Here is a 21,103-nt window from a genome sequence, read left to right as displayed (position 1 = left end):
ATTACCCTATAAAACGACAAAATATGAGTAGTATTAAATTCGACCTGGAGATCAAATTTGGGACACAGTATGGTAAAGAGGAAGAGGAGGCTGTACTGAGGGTGCTTCGCAACAATGCGCCCACCAGCGGGGATGAGTGCATCCGTTTTGAAAAGGAGTATGCCGATTACTCGGGTTCAACATATGCCAGGGTTGTTAGCAACGGGTCAACGGCTTTGTATTTGTCTATGATCGGGATTGGACTTAAACCGGGAGACCGCGTGCTGACCACGCCCATTACCTGGATAGCCACTGCTGCAGCTCCTGTCACGCTTGGCGCCAAGGTGGATTTTGTCGATATCGACCCGGAAACCTATAATATCGACCATCGCCTTATCGAAGAAAAACTGACCCCGAATACCAAGGCGGTCATCCCTGTTCACCTCTATGGTCAGCCTTGCGAGATGGACGAGATCATGGCGCTTTCACGAAAACATGATTTCCATGTGGTCGAAGACGGTGCTCATGCAATAGGTGCAGAATACAAAGGTAAAAAAGTGGGTACCTTCGGTACTACAGGTTGTTTTAGCTTCCATGAACAAAAAAATATTTCTACACTCGGAGAAGGCGGTATTGTCCTTACCAATGATGCGTCGGTATACGAACGGATCTCTCTTTACCGGTCTCATTGCACAAGGGTACATGGCAAAAGCACGAAATATTGCAAACTGGATGAGGAGAAGTTTCCGGTAGGAAAAAAATTCTGGTGGCAGGATTTCGATGACTGCGGTTATAATTTCCGAATGACAGATATCCAGGCTGCTGTTGGCGTTGAACAATTGAGGAAACTGGACTACCTTAATCAGCAACGTATTAATAATGCTGCATACCTGACCGAAGGACTTAAGGATATCCCGGGTTTGACCCTGCCAACTGTACGTCCTTATAATAAACACGTCTTTCACCTGTACCCGGTAATGATCGATCCTGCTGAATTTGGTATGAATAAGGAAGACCTGATCTATGATATGCTCCATAAATTTGGTATTAAATTGGGTTTTCATTATATCCCTCTTCATTATTCCACGGCCTTCAAAAACCGGGGATTTAAAAAAGGGCAGTTCCCTAATGCTGAAAAATTGGGAGAAAGGCTTGTTACACTTCCCATCAACCCAAGACAAACGGAAGAAGCCCTTGCTTACCTCGTTGAAAGCTTTAAGAAGGTCAGACCCTAAAAAATAATTATGCATTTTGAAGAAATAGTACTGCAGCTTCAATCAAAAAACGATTTTTTTTCACAAGCGTCACCCATATTTATATCCCGTGCACCGGGCCGTCTGGACCTGATGGGAGGAAATGACGATTATACCGGAGGGCTGGTTTTTGAATCGACGATAAGGGAAGCAACTTATGCGGCTGCCCAATTACGGGAAGACCGTTTCGTAATTCTGAAGAACAGCAATGTCAGCAAGGCTGGGTGGCAGGGGGATATCCGGATCAGTCTCGATGAGTTAACGGATATGGAAAAGGTCCGGGCATTCGTGAACAGTACGCCTTCCGTTAGGTGGACTGCTTATGTATTAGGGAATATACACTTCCTGTTAAAAAAATACCCGGGACAAATTGAATCTGGTCTTTGTTTGTTTATGGAATCTACCATTCCCTTTAATAGAGGGGTCAGTTCCTCGGCGGCAATCGAAGTCGCGGTGATGAAAGCGGCTGCCGCGGCATACGGGATCGTATTGGAAGGGGTTGAGCTTGCCCTTGCCTGCCAATGGGTGGAAAATGCCATTGCCGACTCCGCTTGTGGGATAATGGACCAGATTGCAGTGGTGACTGGGCGACAGGGATATATTATGCCACTTGTTTGTCAGCCTTGTAATCCCGAACCCCTGATCCGTCTTCCGGAACAATTAAAAGTTTGGGGCATCGATTCCGGCGTCAGTCACCAGGTATCAGGCATAGAATATGAAGCGGCAAGAGCAGCTGCCTTCATGGGTTATAAGATCATCTGCGATCTGGAAAACCTGCCCGTACGCCTGGATAACAGTGCCGACATATCCCGGTATACAGATCCGGTATGGAATGGTTATCTGGCCAATCTTTCCCGTTCTGAGTTTTATGAGAAATATGAATATAGTCTTCCTGAAAAGATTTCACGGGAAGAATACCTGGATAAATACAAGGTCCATCCGGACCCTTTTACGTCTCTGAGGGAGGGAGTGGTCTATAACATTCGTGCGAATACGCGATATGCCATCGAAGAGAACCAGCGGGTTCAATTATTTTCTGAGCTTTCCCGGGGCGCTTCCATGGCTCCTTCGCCAAGGGCCTTTACCCTGATGGGAGAATTGATGTACCAATCCCATTTTGCATACACGCAATGCGGTCTGGGTGCAAAAGCAACGGATTACCTGGTTGGCCTTTGCCGAAGCCAGGGGGTTTCGAATGGTATTTATGGCGCCAAGATTACAGGAGGAGGAGCCGGGGGAACGGTCGCCATCCTTGCCGATGCCCAGGCTGGACCTTTGATCCATCAACTGTTTTCTAATTATGCGGATGCGAAATTGGGAGACCCTTATCTATTCGAAGGAACCTCCGACGGTGCAGATAGTTATGGTATCAAAATAATAAAATAGTAATTTATAACCCTAATCCACCAAGATCGGTTAATTCTTTTTTTAATTGATCCGCTGATTGAAAATGGATGGCATGAAATCCCAGGGCGGAAGCCGGAACAAGGTTGCGGGCATTGTCATCGATATAGATCGTCTCTTCAGGGCGAACTCCGTAACGATCGACCAGCAATTGATAAAAACGGGGAAAGGGCTTACGTATCTTCTCTTCTCCCGATACCAGCCGGCCGTCAAACCAGTGAAGAAAATCATAATGCTTTAGTGCTAATGGGAAGGTCTCAGCGCTCCAATTCGTAAGTGCATATAATTTTTTGTCGGTATTGAATTTCAGATGACGGAATATCTCCAGTGTACCACTGATTGGACCTCCCAGCATTTCCTCCCACCGGTCGTAATAAGCCCGGATGGTCAATTCCTGTTCCGGAAATTTTTCCAGCAGATCTGCAGTGCCGGCAGCCAAACTTCTCCCGGCATCCTGCTCTTCGTTCCAGTCCATGGTGCAAACCTCATCAAAAAAACGGCGGCGTTCTGTTTCGTCAGGAATTATATTCCGATAGAGATAATCCGGATTCCAATCGATGAGTACTGCGCCAAGGTCAAAAACAACGGAAGAGATCCTTTCCATGAAAAATATTTGGCGCAAATATCCTTCATTTCAAGCATAAAGCAAGCGATATCAGCGTAGTATTAAGAACCGAAAAGAAGGTTATTTTATTCCGGATTTTATTTGATGCAACAAGCCGGACAAATGTCCGACTATTAAGGAACGTATAACCGGAAAGATAAATACAAGATGGGCAACAATGCCCGCAAACCAAGTAACATGATTAAAAGCTTCTTAAAGATCGCCTGGCGAGGGCTGCTCAGGAACAAAGGCTATACTTTTATCAATATTATGGGATTAGCGACAGGTATGGCGATTGCCTTGCTGATCGGTTTGTGGATAAGTGACGAGGTTTCTTTCGATCATTACCATACCCTTCACAGCCGGATCGCTCAAGGCAGGATCGTACAATCCATGAACGGAGAATCCTACGTCGGCGAGGTAGTCTCGATGCCTATGGGGCAGGCATTCAGGGATCAGTTCCCTGATCTTTTCAGTAAAGTCGCTCTTACCTGCGACGGGGGAGATCACCTGATCGCCAATGGCAATAAAAAACTGGCCGCTCCTGCCATTTGGGCTCAACAGGAATTACCCGAAATGTTTACTTTCCGGATATTGCAGGGATCCATTGCTTCTATGAAGGATCCTTCCTCGGCACTGATAGCACAGTCTCTTGCTACAGCCCTTTTTGGAAAAGACAACCCCGTCAACAAGACCTTCCGGCTCGATAATCATCTTGATCTTACTATTGGCGGAGTATACGAAGACCTCCCCCGCAACAGCAGTTTTTCCGGGGTAAAGGCAGTCCTGCCCTGGTACAATAAAGAAAATAATTATCATAACACCAATACGAATTGGAACGATCACAACGGAAGGCTATATGTAGAATTGGCCGGAAAGGTGACTGCAGAACAATCGACAGCCCGTATCCGGAAACTGCCTTCGTCTTTTATACCCGGCTGGAAAGAAGAAGCCATGATCTACCCGCTCGACAAAGCCTATCTCTATAATGAGTTTAACAGGAACGGCCAGGTTTCCGGGGGCCGGATCCAGTTCTTGTGGTTATTCGGCATTATCGGTGGTTTTGTATTATTGCTCGCTTGCATCAACTTTATGAACCTGTCCACCGCCAGAAGTGAAAAAAGGGCCAAGGAGGTAGGTATCCGCAAAACCGTCGGCTCGATGAAAAAACAACTTATTCTGCAATTCCTGAGTGAATCGGTACTCGTAGCCCTGTTAGCTTTTGTCCTGTCAATAGTGTTGGTGGAATTGTCTCTTCCTTTTTTTAATTCCCTGGCCGCCAAGGAAATGAACCTTCCTTTGTTAAACGGATGGTTCTGGTTGTTTTCTTCCGGCTTTATCCTTTTCACCGGTATCCTCGCAGGTAGTTATCCGGCCTTTTATTTATCACGCTTCGATCCTGTGCGGGTACTCAAAGGCACATTCCGTGCAGGCCGTTATGCTTCTCTTCCCCGCCGGATATTGGTCGTTCTGCAATTCACGGTGTCGCTGATCCTTATTATCGGGACGCTGATTGTATTCCGGCAGATCAATTTTGCAAAGGACCGCCCGGTGGGATATGAAAGGGATGGGCTGCTCACGGTAGATATCAATACTCCGGATCTTGAAAGCCATTACACCGCTCTGCGGGAGGAATTACTGCGAAGCGGCTTAATCGGGAATGTCGCAGCCTCTTCTATGAAATTGACGGGTTTTCAGAATAATAATGAACTCTATTGGCGCGGAAAACGTGCAGACCAGGAATCCATTTTCTTCAGGAATGTTAATGTAACCCGCGACTTTGGCAGGACTGCCAGATGGACCGTTCTGCAAGGACGCGATTTCAGCCGCGACTTCCCAACGGATTCCAGCGGAATGATCCTCAACGAAGCCTCGGTTAAAATCATCGGGATCAAAAACCCTGTAGGAGAAACCATGAAATTTTATGGTAAAAATTATACGGTCATTGGCGTAGTTAAAGATATGGTAACCAATTCTCCTTTTGACAATATAGAACCAGCCATTTTTATGGGTGATGGTTATGTATCGGCTATCACCATTCGAATCAAAAAAGGGCAGCCTGTCCACGCAGCCCTGGATGCCATGGCCCCTGTCTTTAAAAAATATAATCCCGGCAGCCCGTTTATTTACCAATTTATGGATGATGAATATGCCCGAAAATTCGAAGCCGAGCAACGGATCGGCAGTCTGGCATCGGTATTTACTTCACTGGCCATCTTTATTTCCTGCCTGGGTCTTTTCGGTCTGGCCTCTTTTGTAGCGGAACAACGCACCAAAGAGATCGGGGTCAGGAAGGTTCTTGGCGCAGGGCTACTCAGTCTATGGGCCATGCTCTCGAAAGAATTCCTGGCCCTGGTTGGAGTCTCCTTCCTGGTTGCTATTCCGGTCGCTTATTGGAGCATGGATCACTGGCTGCAAAATTATACTTTCCATACGGCTATACCCTGGTGGATATTTGTCGCAGCCGGAGCCGGTATCCTCCTGATCACTTTACTGACGGTAAGTTTTCAATCAATTAAGGCGGCGCTCATGAACCCGGTAAAAAGTTTGAGAAGCGAGTGACCTTTTTACCTTCCGGAAATGTCCATACGTCAAAGAAATTCACCGCTACCAACAGGGAAAACTAGTTTAGCCTATAAATCATTTATATGGATCATTCTATTACAACCCCCATTGTCAGTATCCCCGGCACTTTTGTAAAATCCGGTTCCAAAGCCGTAACGGGTCGTCTTCTTTATATCGATAATCTCAGGTGGGTTATGATCATGCTGGTTGTTAGTATGCATGCAGCCGTAACCTACAGTCACCTGGGCAGTTGGTATTATATGGAAAACAGCCCGGTAGGCCTTCCGGAAACAGGAATTTTCGCTACGTACCAGGTAACTCTCCAGTCCTTTTTTATGGGCTTCCTTTTTTTTATTGCCGGATATTTTGTGCCTGGGGCGTATGATAAAAAAGGGGTAGGCAGATTTGTGCGGGACAGGTTATTCCGGTTAGGTTTACCCCTTTTGTTCTATATGTTTATACTACAGCCGCTGGCTGTATTTTGTATTTCCCTTTTTCATGGTGAGGTTGTCTATCCGAAAGGTTTTGTAATTGGGTATAGCCATTATATTACCAATGGTCGTTGGTTGGGCGGCACCGGCCCTCTTTGGTTTTGCGAAGCATTGCTGATCTTTTGTCTCGGGTATGCACTTATCAGAATTTTGGGCAGCAGGAAGAAGACGGAAGATACCGCAAACAGGGAGTACAGGACCGGTGATCACATCAGAACCAGTGATCCCGGATTGAGAGAAACAAAGACGATGCAACTACCGGGTAAGGGTCAGATTTGGGGGTTTGTCGCCCTGATTGCCGGGCTCACCTTTCTGATCCGGTTTCCATGGCCCAACGGGACCTCTTTTTACAATCTGCAGTTTTGTTATTTTTCACAATACGTTCTCTTTTTTATTGCAGGTACATATGCTTTCAGGGGGGATTGGCCGGGCAGATTCACTGCTGGCACCGGGAAGTACTGGGGCAGGGTAGCCCTGCTGGGGGGGCTTAGCGGCTGGGTAGCTCTTTTGCTGCTGGGAGGGGCTTTCAACGGAAATCTTTCTGCCTATAAAGGCGGACTCCACTGGCAGAGTCTGGGGATGTCCTGTTGGGAATCAATGACAGGCGTTGCCATATCCCTGTTCCTGCTGGTCTGGTTCCGGGAAAAATTCAACGAACAAGATTCAACATCCAGGTATTTCTCTGCCAATGCATTCGCGGTTTATGTTTTTCATGCCCCCATACTCATTACCATCAGTCGTATGATAAGTGATGTACATGGTCCACTGCTCCTGAAATTCATCTTTCTCACGCTCACCGGCATCCTGGTCAGTTATGCGCTTTGTTCGTTTCTGTTTAGAAAAACACCTTTATTGAAACGAATTTTGTAACAGAGAACCATGTACATCTTATCACCTGAACCCTTCAGGGTTGATCATAGGTAATATTATTTTCAGCTTCATTATCCGGGAAGAATACCCTAAATTTTCATAAAAACGTGCGGAAATCCATTCACTTTTGTATTTTTCAATAGCACAATCGTACCTCATTTTTTGTACCTTTAGGAAATAGGTTAAACTTGCCCGTATAAAACGATTCCTGTGGCTGTAAAAAATCTCCTTCATAAGGTGGATCTGACACATCCCAAATACCTGCAAACATTGGTTGAGAACAGGCGTATATTTAATTTAGAGAATTGCGAGTTGAATATTTTCGAGAGTTACCAGCAAACTTATCACGTGCCCCTGACTTTCAGCGAATTCGTTATTACCAGCATGATTCGCGGGAAAAAAGTAATGCACTTATTCGATAAGCCGGCTTTTAATTACCTTCCCGGCGAAACGGTAATCGTTCCTGCCCATGAAACGATGATCATCGATTTCCCGGAAGCCGAGACTGAAAATCCTACCCAATGTATTGCTTTGGCTGTCGATACGCTTTATATAAAGGAAACGGTACACTATTTAAATACGTATTATAACAGCAGCCCCGGAGAAACTAATAATTGGAAACTGCAATTCAACCAGTATCATTTTAATAATGACAATGAGATCTCGGGTCTGATCAATAAACTGATCAGGATTTGCAGAAGTGGCGACCACTCAAAGAATATCTTCGCCGATCTGAACCTGAAAGAATTGCTTATCCGCTTAATGCAGAGCCAGCATCTTCAGCAGGTATCCTGTGAAATTAACGACCATTCGAATCAGACCCGTCTCCATGCTATTTTGCATCATATACATGAAAATCTTTCCGAAAAGATAGCTATAAACGGTCTATGCCGGAAAGCCTATCTCAGCCGGAACATGTTCTTTAAATGGTTCAGGGAACAATGCGGGCAAAGCCCGCTGGATTATATCAATAGCCACCGGATCAAACTGGCCAGACAGCTGCTTGCCGATAATTGCCATGATATAAGGTCGGTAAGCGTATTGTGCGGTTTCAATGATGTCAATTATTTCATCCGTCTTTTTAAGAAAACGGAAGGGATCACTCCAGGAGCATACCAGGCTTCGGCAGCAAAGGGGGTATTTCACAGTTAAATCCAAACAGGCATCTCTCTTTAATCATTTCGGCAACCTCGGCTGGTACATATTTCTCCCATCCCTCAGCGCCCTGTTTTATCAGTTGCAGCACTTTATCCGTTTGAACCTGCAGATTATTTTCATTGTAATCCCTGATATCTTCTATTTTATTATTGACGATCAGATATTGATACAAATCAATCAGGTGCGCAGGGGGATCAAATTTACGTCCATTCCAGATCACTCCATTTTGCAAGGTAGGATAAATGAAAAGCTTTACCTTCCGGCTGAACAACGTAGCAAAAGATTCGAGGATGCCGCCCGGAAGATCTTTGTAATGTTCTTCAGAAAAGATATATTCCAGATTGGGATATCCCAGAACAACCCCCAGTTTTAATTTGGTTATTTTTGAGAGGTAGGCGACCAACTTATAATATTCATGAAAATCCGAGATCAGAACCGTTTGCCCCAGGGAGCAAAGGATGTCCACCCGGTCGAGAAAATCTTTTTCATCGATCTCTGCAGTTTGGTCGGCATTCCTCTCTTTCAACGATTGCAAGGTAAGTTCGGTAATGACCATCACATTTGTACGATCCACATCAGGCTCCTCCATAAATTGTTTAACGCCCGTGTTCATCATATCCAGATGTACATTGATAAGAGGCCGGAATCGTCCCCTTATCACTACGATATGCTTTTTATACAGGACTTCGGAAGGCTGAAGGTTTTTGCCGTCTGGACCAAATAAGGCCGCATCGGAAAAACCATACTTTACCAGGTGTAAACTCATCAGTCGGTTATCCACCTTTGTAAAATTTGGCCCTTCAAAACGGATCATGTCAATCTGAATGCTCTCTTTTGACAAATTGTCCATAAGGGAAAGCAAAAAAATAGGAGGGTGACCATTGTAATAAAAACAGGCATAAATCAGGTTTACGCCCAGGATACCCACCGCCTGTTGCTGCAAATTATTATCGTTATCCAATAATTTGACATGGAGTACCACATCATTGAATTCCCCGTTCGGCTCAAGTTGGAACCGAACACCCATCCAGCCATGTCCATCATTTGTTTTGTGGTAATTCAACGCCGAGGCAGTATCTGAAAATGCAAAAAAAGTGGTGGTATTGCCTCTTTTTTCTGCCAACCGCTCGATCAGCAGCCCATATTCATGTTCAAGCATGGATATCAACCTCGGCTCACTGACATATCGCCTGCCTTGTTGTGCTCCGTAAATGGCGTCTGAAAAGACCATATCATAGGCAGACATCGTTTTGGCGATGGTTCCTGAAGAGCCTCCTGCCTTGAAAAAATTGGCGGCTACATCCTGGCCTGCGCCAATTTCGGCAAAGGAACCATATATTTCAGGGTCAAGATTAATGGCAAGCGCTTTTTGTTTTGTTCCAATATCTTTATTGTGAATGATATTCATACACGGAATTTATAGTTTACGGCTACCACAATCATTAACTGAAAAGATGCCTTAAATGTACGATTTTTTTATATAACGGGTTGATCGCAAAAAGCGGTGAGCAGAAGAGGGAATTATTTTTTCTGATAAATCTGTTTCCAGATAAAATTTAACAGAGAATTTTTCGTTGCCGGAGTTTATTACATGGATAACCAGGTTTTTTAACGGTGGCATACGGCATATAAGGCGCTCCATTGCCTTATTCCTTTTATAAGCATTTTTAGCTTTTTCTGTTTTATGCCATAACCCATGAACCGGCGAATATATTTTTTAGCATTGCGGACAAAATAGGCGTAAGCAACCGGACTTAGGAAAGGATGATCCTTCCATTGACGGCATTGATAGATATAGTCCTCCATAAGTTTTCCTACCAGGTCGGCATCCTCAAGACTTCCTGTAACCGATCCGCTGTGGATCCTGTAAGATGCATACGGTTTCAGAATACCAATCACCTTCGTATACATTCCAACCCGATAAAAAAAGTCATCATCCGCAAGATGTCCTGAGGAAGGTTCATATCTGCATTGATCAAAAATACTTTTATGGGTAATAACTCCGGGACATCGGTGAATATGCGGTTCCCCCCCCGTCTGATAGGAAGAAACATATTCGGGACCGGTATAGGTTAATTCCTGAATAGGTTCGGGAAACAGGTTGTCAGGAGAATAGGACAAGGACAAGACCTTATCATTTTCATCGATATAACTGCAGGTGCAGAACAGATGGCGAACGCCCGGATTCCTCTCCAGCGCGTCCATTCCAGCCCGGATAAATTCCGGCTCCAACATGTCATCCTGGTGCAAAATGCTGATATATTCCCCTTTTGCCCTGGCTATCGCTTTGTTCCAGGAATTGACAAAACCGGAAGGACCGTCCGGATTGAAGAAGATGGAGATCTGATCTTTATAACGCTCACAGATCTCCAGGGTATTGTCCCATGAATTATCGTCGCAGACAAGGATCTCGTCCGGTCTTCTTTGCTGACCAAGCACTGAAAGAATGGCACGTTCTACAAAGCGGTTTCCGTTATAAGTGGGTATGATGACCGAAATGGTCATATCTGTTGATTTTTGTTATCTCCGTTGATAGTTTTAATCACCCGCGCAGGAATACCTACGGCAATACTATTGGCCGGAACCGACCTGGTTACCACGGAATTGGACCCAATTATGCTGTTTTCTCCGATTTCGACGCCCGCCAGAATCACCACTCCCGTCCCAATCATAACATTTTCCCTGATAATGACGCCGCCTTTGGATGTCAACGCTCTTCTCATTACAGTGGTTTTAAGGTCCTCATATCCCGGAAGGCCATGTGCATGGTCCATAACCTTTGTGCCTACTCCCAGGCCTGAATTATTACCAATCTCGATCCGGTGCGTGCAATTGATTACACAATCGGTGGCCAGATGCACATTGTTGCCAATTTGCAGGGTAGGAGTGAATGTGGCATCTTCATAAGAAGTATAGGCTCTTAATTTTACCCCGGAACGTGCGGTGAAATTATCCCCTATGGAAATACATTGCGGATTCATTATCTTAATCGGCAATTCGATAGTGGCATTTCTGCCTATATGGCGAAACTCTCCCTTTAATTGAAAAAGGTAAATATCCGAATAGATCTTCACCAGTTTTTGAACCAGCCTGATCAAAATCCTGGCTAAAAAATGTTTTACTTTATTCATACAGGTGTTTTTTATACATATTCCGGACCAGCGTCCTGAGAGAAATTTTTTTGAGTTGCAAGGCCTTTTTTTCGATAAAATGCCAGGAAAGAAAGGCCAGAACCCCCGTAACCATTAGAGAAAAGAGGAAGTTCAACCTTCCATCGAATAGATGGAGCTGATAAAATGAGTTTAAAATAAGAAGATGAGTCAGATAAACCGCATAGGAATAATCGTTTCCTTTCAATATTTTTCCGGAAAGACCTGTTCGCGAAAAGGCGGCGGAGAATACCATAAACATAAGAAACAGATGCCGGAATAACGAGAAAGGGTCGGGGGCATACCGGTCGACCCTGGAAAGATCGGTGAAGAAACTGGAGACAGAACAGATCAGCACATAGAAGATAAGATAAGAAAGGAATTGCCTTTCCAGAAATTTTTTCAGGTACCGGTAATTGACATAAAACAACATCCCGGTAATAAAAAAGAATAAAAAATAAAAGATCCTGAATTCGCTTACGAGGATCTGAAGATAGCCGTTGAGCCTATTGACATTAAAAGGCGGTTCGGGGTCATGTCTGTCGATCCAGTACGACAGGAATCCGATACCCAGCAGGATCAGGTTTTTACCTAAGAGAGAACGTCTTCGGATCAACAGAAATATCAGGGGGAGGAGGAAATAAAATTGAAGCTCCACTCCAATGGTCCATAAGGAACCATTGGGGTTGCCTTGCGCAAATCCTTTAACGACAGTGGGAACAAAATAAAAAATGGCAGTGCATCTTCCAAAAAAATAAAGCAGGAAGCTGGGATCGGAAAGCCCCCGCCATGTTATAATTCGAAAAGCCAGAAGGATAAAGGTAGTAAGGATCATGGTAGCCCACAAAGCAGGATATAACCGAAGAAACCGGTTTTTAAAATAAGTTGCCAAATCCGGATTCCGCTCAAACGACCATAATAAAAGGAAACCGCTCATTCCAAAAAAAACCGGCACCCCGGGAATGAACCACAGGAAGGCCGAAACCCGGTTTTCTCTAAAAAAATGAAAGAGGAACGCATGTCCGGCAAAGACCTGCAAAGACGCCAGCAACCGGATCAGGTCGAAATTATTAATTAATGGTGGAAATTTGGCAGGGCTCATAAAAAATATTTTTTAATTTTTTCGGGTCCTTAAAAGGTCCAGAAACAAACATTCCCATTGCCGGTAAATGATCTCCGATGAATAGAAGCTATGTATCCTTTCGACACATCGTTTTCCCAATTCCCGGATTAGATTTTCATCTTTCCATAAGGTAAGGATGGCTGCCTCAAGATCAAGGGGGTCATTGGGGCGAAAAAGACACCCGAGCGCATGACGTCCCTTACCGATGATTTCCGTAAATCCTCCGTGATCAGGGGCTATAACGGGTTTGCCCATGGCCATTGCCTCCAGGGCAACAAGCGGGAATCCCTCATAACACCTGCTGGGAATGACCAGGAATCTGGCCCGACGATAGAACTCCATTAACTCGGTCTGATCCAGGTATCCTGCAAAATGGATATTGGAGGGTATTGCACCGGATGTGGTATGCTCATGTATAAATCCAGCCACAGCAATCTTCAGCTCCGGGTTTTTTCCTGCGATCCCCATCAGCAGATCCCATCCTTTTTCCTCACTTAACCGGCCCACATAGGCAATATAAATGCCTGGAGTCTCTGAATAGGGTGGTGGGACAGGTACGCTATTCGGTATGACCATGATTTTTTCTGCCGTAAAACCAGCCTCGATCAGTTTCTTTTTTTGAAAAGAGGAGAGACATACATATCTGTCCACATTCTTTTGATAAGCTCCGATCTTTCGGGCTACATATCCTCTCAGGGCATATCCAAATGATTTGGACAAATTCTTCTCACAATTATAACGAACGCAGCCCCATTCATTTCCCTGCTGGAGGCAAAGCTCACAAGGCTGACCATCCCGCAGGAAAAGGCCTGTTGGGCAAACCAGCCGGTAATTATGCACCGTCATTACAATGGGAATACCCGCTGCCTTACAGGCAAACAAAGCCGCCGGAGAAATAAAAGGGTAAAGATTGTGTATATTTATAATATCAGGATTCTCCTTAAGTAAAGCCTTTTTAATCCCTTTAACGCCACGGTAAGAATAAACGCCTGACAAGAACATCCTGATTTTGCTGACCAGGCCATGCTGGTGATCCGCTGTACTGGGGCGATAAAAGCATATATCGTGACCGTGAGCTTTCAACATTTCTCCCATTTTATCCACTACCGCTTCCTCTCCACTGCGTCTGCCGTAATCGTTGTGTGTGATAAGGATTTTCATTGATTTTGATTTTCGGATGGTTTTAGAGATTATCCTATATTGACTATTAGATTATACCGGCCTGTATCTGCCTTTCCAATTTTTCAGAACAATCCAGGCAGGAACCGATCTGCATGTTTTTTTGTTGGCCATCGCATAGGTTATTGCCTGCAAGCTGCCCTGGACAAACCGGTCGAGCCCCCATGACCGGATAAGATTTTGGGAAGACTGCCCCATGGCTTTTTTTTCTGCAGGATTTTTTCCCGTAAAGGACAGAAGGACTTCCAGCAATTCATCAGGGCTATCCGGGGAAAAGGTATATCCGTTTATACCTTCCTGGATCAGTACCGGTGAGCAGCCGCATGTATGGCTTGCCAACACAGGGATCCCCGATGCCATAGCTTCGTTTATAACCAATCCCCAGGTTTCTGATTTGCTCGGAACCACCAGCGCAGCGGCCTTATGATAAAAGATTCTCAATTTTTTGGGACTGACGAAGGGAACCAAATACACCTTTTCCAGTTGTTTTTCCTGCATAAAAATTTCCAGTGATTTACGCTCAGGCCCGTCCCCTATCAATATAAGGGGCAGACAATGCTGGGCCCCTGTTGCTGTCTGGTATTTCTCATAAACCCGGAGCAGAAAGAGAAAATTCTTGACGGGTATCTGACGACCTACGGCAAGGAGATATGGAACGGATAATTCAGGGATTTCTCCACCTATCACCTCCTGGATCGTTAACGTCTCATCCGGCTCAGCCGGGTCCTGATGAGCCCAAAAATTGTTGTCTACCACATCCACTCCAAAAAACAACTGTTCCGGCCGGAATTTCCAACGAAGGAAGGTGTCTGTCCATGGCAAAGCCGGACAGAGAATGGCATCCACCTGTTCATAGATCAGTTGTTTTATATAATTAATCAATGAATTGCGGGGGACATCCTGTGGCCTTGCATCGTCGAAAATAATGACAGAGCGATCTGTAGTTTTTGCCCAGTTTACCGCTGTGGCGCCTGAAGGGTAAGCAATACTTCCTGCCATTACCACATCAGGAGAAAGTTCGTTCAATATGGAGAATAATTTAAGGGACGCCTTTGCCGGGGAAAGGTCCTCCATCCTGGTTAACGGAAACAGGCAAATCCAATTTCTTATTTCTCCTGTCAGCGATTGTCCATTTTCTGAAAAGGCATAAGGACTTCCTTTTCCGGCTATCTCAATGATGTATAGTTCATCCCCGCTGCTTTCCAGCGCCCGCTGCAAGGCTGAGATCCTGGATGGCCAGTAGATCCTGAAATCGGTATGGGTAATTGCTACTCTCATCGGTTTTTCATGGCCAGACCTTTACCGGACTAATCAGCAATAAAAAATAGGCCCAGGTCTTATAATGGCCCGGGCTGAATTGAACCAGTTGCCTCCATTCCTCCCAGGCCTCCTTCCTCATTGAGTGGGTCAGGAAAATCCTGGCCCTCATTTTATGCCATAATCCCACGTACTGTTTCAAGCCAGGTATTCCGGAATGTTGGTGCAGTAGTTTTTTCAGACAGTCTCCGACAATATCCTTTTTGGGGGGCATACGTGTCTGCTGGTCTCTGTTGAACCATTTGGGATCCTGGTTATAAACCCCGAGAGATCTTTTGTTAAAAGCGATCCGGCAATTTAAAGCCAACTTTGCCCAGGTAAGCAAATCTTCGCCGGATGAAATACCTTCAGGAAAACAACCTGCAGCCAAAATGGCCTTTTTCCTGGCGATGGTAGTTATACTGCTTAGGGGGGGGTGGGAACAGGCGGCCACTTCAAAATAATTATTTAATTCACCTTCGTTTTCCCTGAATGGCAGCTTTGAAAATTTACCCGGCACAAATTTTCCGGCACCAAAGTTGAACCCATAAGCGGCAGCCAGCACTTCACAAAAAGGGTATTTAAGGGAAAGATCATACTGGATCTGCAAATATTCCGGTTCCCAGGTATCATCTGCGTCCAGGAAAGCAATCCAGTCAAAACGGCTTTCATGGATTGCTTTGTTACGTGCGGCTGATACACCTGCATGAGGCTGGCCGAACACCCTAACCCTTCCGGAAAAATCATTGTCATTTTTCAGATAATCCCGGACAATATCCAGACTTCCATCTGTTGATCCGTCATCCACAATGATCACTTCATAATTGGTGAATATCTGGTTACGCACAGCGGTGAGCGTATTTTTTACCTGGCCGGCTTTATCATACAGGGGAATAACTATGGAGATCATGGTTGTCTTTTATTAGAGGATCCGTTTCTTCATTGCCTGATTCCTTCCAGCCTTCTGCCAGACGGCTGTAAACGATGCCAATCAGACAGAAATGAAGATTGCCGAAAAAAGGAGAATATTTAAGGGCATTATCCGTATACATAAACCCGGCCCACGCGATGAATATCGTCAATGCCGCATAAAAGATCACTGCAGTAAATGCATCTTCAATTTTGTTTTTATTAAGATATAATAACCAGAACTGGAATATAAATGCGAAAAGCAAACACCCCAAACCTATCCAACCACTGTTGTACCGGACCGCAATAAAGTCATTGTGCAATTCTTTTAATTTATACCTGTATTTGATCAGCAATTTAAGATCGGCCCTGGAACCGGCACCTAACCAGGGATTGGCGCCCATTTCTTTTTCCGCCAGCATCCACATTCTGTTTCGGCCGCTGGTATTCAGATCTTCGTTGTTCCGGGTCAGGCTGGTAATATCTCCCTGGCCTGAATAAAATGTTTTCTTTTGAAACCCCGGCGAATAAAATACAATAAGCCCTACACAACAGACTACTGCGGAAATAAGCATCCTGGATACCATATTCCTGTTGCCAAAATGAAAGATAGCAACGGCAAATATCATGGCTATCCCCATCCTGGTGAGTGCGATAATGGGGATAATTGCCATAAGGGAGAAATAAAGGAGCATCTTCCTGTCGTTATAAAACCAGTACTCACTCAGCACAATGGCACCCAATACAACAAGCGTCATGACGGACCCCACACCTTTTCCGAACTCCGCGACGTCTGCCAGAGCGAGGAACATGCTGGCCATTACTACAAGCATATACCTCCCGAACCACTTTTTCAGCCTGACCATTGTTTCATCAGAATACGAATAGGTAGAGGCAGCCACTCCGACGATGGGAAATACCATATATTGTAAAGTTGACTGAAGACCCAAAAACCCCAGGTCATGCAACCATTGACCGGTAATATAAATTATCCAGGGAAGCCAAACCCAGCCGGGCATGGTAATGGAATTAAAATGTACGATGGTACGCACAAGACTGACGATCAATATAATGATCCAGGCAAAACCACTTAGATTGAAACCCCAGATTCCATCAGGGAAAATGGGAATAAACCTGTCCGCATAGGGCAGAAGGGCCGTAAAAAAAATCAGCTTATAATACCCGATCGTAGACTTATCGTACATGTAAAATTCTATTATCCTGAACAAGTGAACGGAATAGATTTTTCCAACGGTCCATAATTCTGTCTTCTGCAAATCGTGCTGCTGACGTTATAGCATTTTTTCCCATCCTGGTTCTTAATTCCGGTGAGGCAATTAACAGAAGAAGGGCTTCTGCAAATTTCTCTGTGTTTTGTGGTTCGACGAGTATACCATCGGAACCATCACAGATTATTTCCCGGGGACCGCACTGGCAATCAAAAGCTACGCTTGGTACACCGCATTCCATGGCTTCTGTGATGACCAATCCAAATCCCTCATACCGTGAAGGAGCTGCATAAATAGAGCTGCGAAGCATTTCTCCTGCAATATCAGCGGTGGGAGGAAAAATTTCCACCTGATTTTCCAGGCCATAGTTGCGAATTTTATTCAAAAGGAATTGTTTGTCCTGCCCTTCACCGAAAATAGCGAGCTTCCAATCAGGATACCTTTTGGCTACAAGCCTGTAGGCCTCGATTAACAGATCGAAGCCCTTGGTAGCGATCAGGCGGCCCGCCGAAAGAATTCTTTTACTGTCCAGGCCGGATTTAACCGGACTGGTAAACGAGAGGGGATTGGGTATGACGACGACATTGGGGGGATTCCCCCACAAACCACGGTCTGCTTCTGTAAGCAGCACCAGGCAATCATAGTGCCGGGCGCATCGTTCATCCAGATATTGGAGCAGCCTGACATATTGCAGCCTCAATTTCCGGAACCGCAAATGGGGTAGTCCTTTAACCAGGTGTACCAAATGATTCCTGGTGAAATGGAATTCCAGGATCTTTTTACTACCATCCCTGATCTTATACAGGAACCTTGATTCTTCTCCGTAAAGACTGATTACGATATCCGGCCTTAGGATATAAAGAATGGTAGCCAGTTCTTTTTTATAATTCTTTCCGATCGTATGAATTTTTACTTTCGCCGAAAGGTTAAACGAATATCTGCCGGCCGGCCCACTGGATTGGACCGGTTGGGTCCTCGTGATCACATGAATGGAAAATCCGGCCACTTCTGCCAGGTAAGTAGCCTTCACGCTAAGAGCCCGCTGCATACCGCCCGGAGGAGCCAATGAGAATATACAATATACAATGGTCATAATTTTTGGACGACTCTTTTAACTAATTGCCGCATTCCTTTCAGTGGGTACATCATGACGAACAGCAACATACTATACATCGTTACTATCATCAGAGAATAAGTGATCCAGTTGGAATATCTCCTGTAGGGGTCAACGGAACTGAGCAGCAGGATCATCCTGCTGCCGGCCCACCAGGAAATAAACAGCAGGGTAATATATTTGGCAAGCTCCCGCCAGTAGAGGCTGACCGGTTGCTTAAAACCGCGACGGAACAAATAGACAGGTTTCCACAGGAAAGCAATCGTGAACATACTGATGACAGACCCCATCAATACTCCCTGGATGCCATAGTGATATCCAAGGATGATGGATAATCCGATGTTTAACCCGGCTTCAATAGCCGGAGCGCCAATGTCGCCAAAAAGGCCATATCCCTGTACGAAATTGATGACGATATCCCTGGTTTGAATAAAAAAAACATTGCACATCATCAGCAGAAGGATACTTTTGTCCAGAAGGTATTCACGGCCCAACCAAAGGGTTATGAACGGATCGATCAGGTGATAGACCGAGAAAATAAACACTCCGGTCGTAAAGTACCTGAATGCGCATATCTCCCAAAATATGGCCATGGTCTTTTGGGTATTTCCCTCAGCGATCAGGTTTCCAATGCCGGCCTGCAATCCGGTCAGGGCAGCCAGCAGCAAATAGTTCAGCCTGGTCATGACAATTACATAATTTCCATAGAAGGCCACCATCGTCAAAGAGGAGAACAGATAAATCAAAAGATCCTTCGTGGAAACGAGTGCAAATTCCGAGATCTTGTGAACCGAGAGCTGTTTGATGGACCTGGTGATCTCCGGGTGCTTCCCGAGGGCAGCCTTTCCCCTTTTCATGGATATTTTTAAAAAAGGATATGTTTTCCTGATCTTCCGGTGCAGCAGAATACTCTGCAATATGCCGAAAGAAAATTCGATCCCGATCCAGGAATAATACCCTCCGCCGAAACGGCTTAGACAGGTGAGTTGTGTTATTATCTTTACAAAAGTGGTCGTCTGAACCCAGGCAGTAACCACATAATTCCGTTGATCTGCATCCAGCAATACCTGCCCGCAATTCAGGTAATAGCTCAGCAGCGGGCCAATCAGAAATGCATAATAGGCAAAGTAGACGACACCCATGGAGAATCCGGGGTTCGGAAAAATCAGGGGCAGGAATAAGGATAACAATATTCCTGCCCCTGTCATGATGAGCGCTATACGCCTGTATAGATAACCTGTCAATGCAACTATATCTATTACCCTGGTTTGATCCTTCTCCATCAAAGGCTTATAGAGGGCAAAACCAACTGCCATTGCCGTTCCCATTTCTGCCAGGTTGAGAAACCCAAGAAAATTTCCGACGGTTCCGGAGAAACCCACGAACTGAGCTCCCAGGGCCTGAAGAAAGATCTTCCTGGAAAAATAGGATAAGACAAGCGCGAGGAAATAGAACAAGGCATTAATTCTTGCATTCAGCAGGCTTTTCTGTACCCTCGAAATACTGATTTCCATTATTGGTTAAGGTTAGTCCTGCCGGATTATAACGGTCCTGTTCACCTTCGTTGGGCTATATTGGTCAATGCCTCCCCTTGGTTCAATGATCAGTTGCCCGGGATCCACCATTAATATTTTCACGAGATAGTCCCGGACAGAATTACTACGTCTGGTGCTAAGCGCCTGGTTGTATTTGGGTGTAGCCGTCGCCCGGTCTGCAGATCCGATCAGCCTGAATCTGGCCCCTCCGCTGGATTTGATGACATCGGCAGCAAAGGACAGATTGACTTTTGCAGTGCCCGTTATTGTTGAGCTGCCCAGTTCGAAGAAGACTGCTATTGGCTGGGTAAGGGTCACCTTTTTTTCCACCACCGTTTCTTTTTCCCTGATAATCTCAGGCTGTATCAGGGTGTCCCTCTCTCTGGCGGGCTCCCTGGCAGGAATTGCGGGGAGGTGATTATAAGAACTTTGGATGGCTGTTACCGAACTAATGGGCTTTTTGAACAGCCGGTCGCCGGCCTGCCCAAAACGATAAGTAATACCTGCAGTCACCCCAAGAAAGGTCTCAAAATTCTTGTTTGATTCCTCCCTGTCATAGGTATGATCTACGAACGCATTTTTAATTTCCAGGTTCAGATCGAAATTTTTAGCAACCCGAAAACGGTTGAGAAGCCCCAAAGTTGCCATAGCAGTCCGGTCTCCATCATTTTTTGGTTGGTCCGACGCTTTGGCGATACCAACCCCGGCATAAAAAACGGCGCTGTAAAGCCGCTCTCTTTTATATCCGCCGATGGCATTATTGAGATCGACCAAAAAATCCAGTTCTCCATAAAACTGGTTCCATTTCTGAGTAAAAATACCATCTGCATCCGCCCCCCCTACGATGAGACTATGACCGATGGATGTAAGTTTTCCGGAGGAATATCCCTTTACAGGTCCTCCTCCGATCTTTACACGAAACCCTAAAGCAGGATGAACCCATTTCCCAACACTTAACTCATAGGTGGCTGTGATTCTTTTGCCCACCGGTTTCAATCCGTCCTCGTTCCCGAAAAAGATCTGACCTCCGGCTCCTGCGGTGACAAACCAATTATCCCAGAACCTGTTAAAATTATATCTCCCTCCCTGTGAAAATTTTATTGAACTATCGGTCTCAACGATAACTTTCTCATTAGGATATTGAAGGGTGTCGGCTCTCTTCTGCCCAATGGCCGAACCGGATAGTAAGGAGCCGGATAATATCAAAGCGGCAAATAAGAGATCTTTCATGAAAATGGTTTTTAA

17 protein-coding genes are annotated in these 21,103 nt (G+C 45.2%); 5 read left to right on the top strand and 12 right to left on the bottom strand.

What is annotated here, in order from left to right; translation table 11 throughout:
- Positions 1-23 precede the first annotated feature (23 nt).
- Positions 24-1,214: a DegT/DnrJ/EryC1/StrS family aminotransferase gene (locus ACX0G9_RS13495; protein ID WP_459065444.1), complete on the top strand. Its 1,191-nt coding sequence runs from the start codon at positions 24-26 to the stop codon at positions 1,212-1,214.
- A gap of 9 nt (positions 1,215-1,223) precedes the next feature.
- A complete protein-coding gene (locus ACX0G9_RS13490; RefSeq protein ID WP_459065443.1) occupies positions 1,224-2,618 on the top strand; it encodes a GHMP family kinase ATP-binding protein in 1,395 nt (464 codons plus the stop codon).
- A gap of 4 nt (positions 2,619-2,622) precedes the next feature.
- On the opposite strand, the gene ACX0G9_RS13485 is transcribed toward ACX0G9_RS13490, so the two are convergent.
- Positions 2,623-3,240, bottom strand: coding sequence for an HAD family hydrolase (locus tag ACX0G9_RS13485; protein ID WP_459065442.1), 618 nt, complete (start codon positions 3,238-3,240; stop codon positions 2,623-2,625).
- Between the two features lie 198 nt (positions 3,241-3,438).
- Here ACX0G9_RS13485 and ACX0G9_RS13480 point away from each other — a divergent pair, with 198 nt between their 5' ends.
- From ACX0G9_RS13480 to ACX0G9_RS13470, 3 genes are all read left to right on the top strand, one after another.
- On the top strand, positions 3,439-5,802 hold the full coding sequence (locus ACX0G9_RS13480) for an ABC transporter permease (RefSeq protein WP_459065441.1): 2,364 nt from the start codon (positions 3,439-3,441) through the stop codon (positions 5,800-5,802).
- A gap of 86 nt (positions 5,803-5,888) precedes the next feature.
- A complete protein-coding gene (locus ACX0G9_RS13475) occupies positions 5,889-7,166 on the top strand; it encodes an acyltransferase family protein (RefSeq protein ID WP_459065440.1) in 1,278 nt (425 codons plus the stop codon).
- Between the two features lie 210 nt (positions 7,167-7,376).
- A complete protein-coding gene (locus tag ACX0G9_RS13470) occupies positions 7,377-8,318 on the top strand; it encodes an AraC family transcriptional regulator (RefSeq protein ID WP_459065439.1) in 942 nt (313 codons plus the stop codon).
- Here ACX0G9_RS13470 and ACX0G9_RS13465 read toward each other — a convergent pair.
- The 11 genes from ACX0G9_RS13465 to ACX0G9_RS13415 form a co-directional block, all read right to left on the bottom strand.
- Positions 8,266-9,732: a hypothetical protein gene (locus ACX0G9_RS13465; protein WP_459065438.1), complete on the bottom strand. Its 1,467-nt coding sequence runs from the start codon at positions 9,730-9,732 to the stop codon at positions 8,266-8,268. The two genes, ACX0G9_RS13470 and ACX0G9_RS13465, sit on opposite strands and share 53 nt — an antisense overlap.
- Before the next feature lie 200 nt (positions 9,733-9,932).
- Positions 9,933-10,829 carry a glycosyltransferase gene (locus tag ACX0G9_RS13460; RefSeq protein ID WP_459065437.1) on the bottom strand — a complete coding sequence of 299 codons (897 nt, stop codon included), beginning with the start codon at positions 10,827-10,829 and terminating at the stop codon, positions 9,933-9,935.
- Positions 10,826-11,455: an acyltransferase gene (locus ACX0G9_RS13455; protein WP_459065436.1), complete on the bottom strand. Its 630-nt coding sequence runs from the start codon at positions 11,453-11,455 to the stop codon at positions 10,826-10,828. The genes ACX0G9_RS13460 and ACX0G9_RS13455 overlap by 4 nt, the downstream gene beginning before the upstream one ends.
- The gene (locus tag ACX0G9_RS13450; RefSeq protein ID WP_459065435.1) at positions 11,448-12,575 is read right to left on the bottom strand and encodes an acyltransferase family protein; all 1,128 of its coding nucleotides are present in this window, start codon (positions 12,573-12,575) and stop codon (positions 11,448-11,450) included. The genes ACX0G9_RS13455 and ACX0G9_RS13450 overlap by 8 nt, the downstream gene beginning before the upstream one ends.
- 12 nt (positions 12,576-12,587) lie before the next feature.
- Complete coding sequence (locus ACX0G9_RS13445) at positions 12,588-13,757, bottom strand: glycosyltransferase family 4 protein (RefSeq protein ID WP_459065434.1); 1,170 nt, start codon at positions 13,755-13,757, stop codon at positions 12,588-12,590.
- A gap of 51 nt (positions 13,758-13,808) precedes the next feature.
- Positions 13,809-15,053: a glycosyltransferase family 4 protein gene (locus ACX0G9_RS13440; RefSeq protein WP_459065433.1), complete on the bottom strand. Its 1,245-nt coding sequence runs from the start codon at positions 15,051-15,053 to the stop codon at positions 13,809-13,811.
- A 7-nt stretch (positions 15,054-15,060) separates the two neighbouring features.
- Positions 15,061-15,981, bottom strand: a complete 921-nt coding sequence (locus tag ACX0G9_RS13435) for a glycosyltransferase family 2 protein (protein ID WP_459065432.1) — start codon at positions 15,979-15,981, stop codon at positions 15,061-15,063.
- Positions 15,953-17,185 (bottom strand): O-antigen ligase family protein, encoded by a 1,233-nt coding sequence (locus tag ACX0G9_RS13430; RefSeq protein ID WP_459065431.1) that lies wholly within the window; start codon positions 17,183-17,185, stop codon positions 15,953-15,955. Before ACX0G9_RS13430 ends, ACX0G9_RS13435 begins: the two co-directional genes overlap by 29 nt.
- Positions 17,175-18,302, bottom strand: a complete 1,128-nt coding sequence (locus ACX0G9_RS13425; protein WP_459065430.1) for a glycosyltransferase family 4 protein — start codon at positions 18,300-18,302, stop codon at positions 17,175-17,177. Before ACX0G9_RS13425 ends, ACX0G9_RS13430 begins: the two co-directional genes overlap by 11 nt.
- Positions 18,299-19,837 carry a lipopolysaccharide biosynthesis protein gene (locus ACX0G9_RS13420; protein ID WP_459065429.1) on the bottom strand — a complete coding sequence of 513 codons (1,539 nt, stop codon included), beginning with the start codon at positions 19,835-19,837 and terminating at the stop codon, positions 18,299-18,301. Before ACX0G9_RS13420 ends, ACX0G9_RS13425 begins: the two co-directional genes overlap by 4 nt.
- Positions 19,838-19,849: 12 nt before the next feature.
- Complete coding sequence (locus tag ACX0G9_RS13415) at positions 19,850-21,088, bottom strand: OmpA family protein (RefSeq protein WP_459065428.1); 1,239 nt, start codon at positions 21,086-21,088, stop codon at positions 19,850-19,852.
- Between the last annotated feature and the right edge of the window lie 15 nt (positions 21,089-21,103).

The sequence above is a fragment of the Flavitalea flava genome (genome assembly GCF_054461575.1).
The sequence above is the reverse complement of the archived record's forward strand: the minus strand, read 5'-3'. Positions and strand labels throughout refer to the sequence as shown.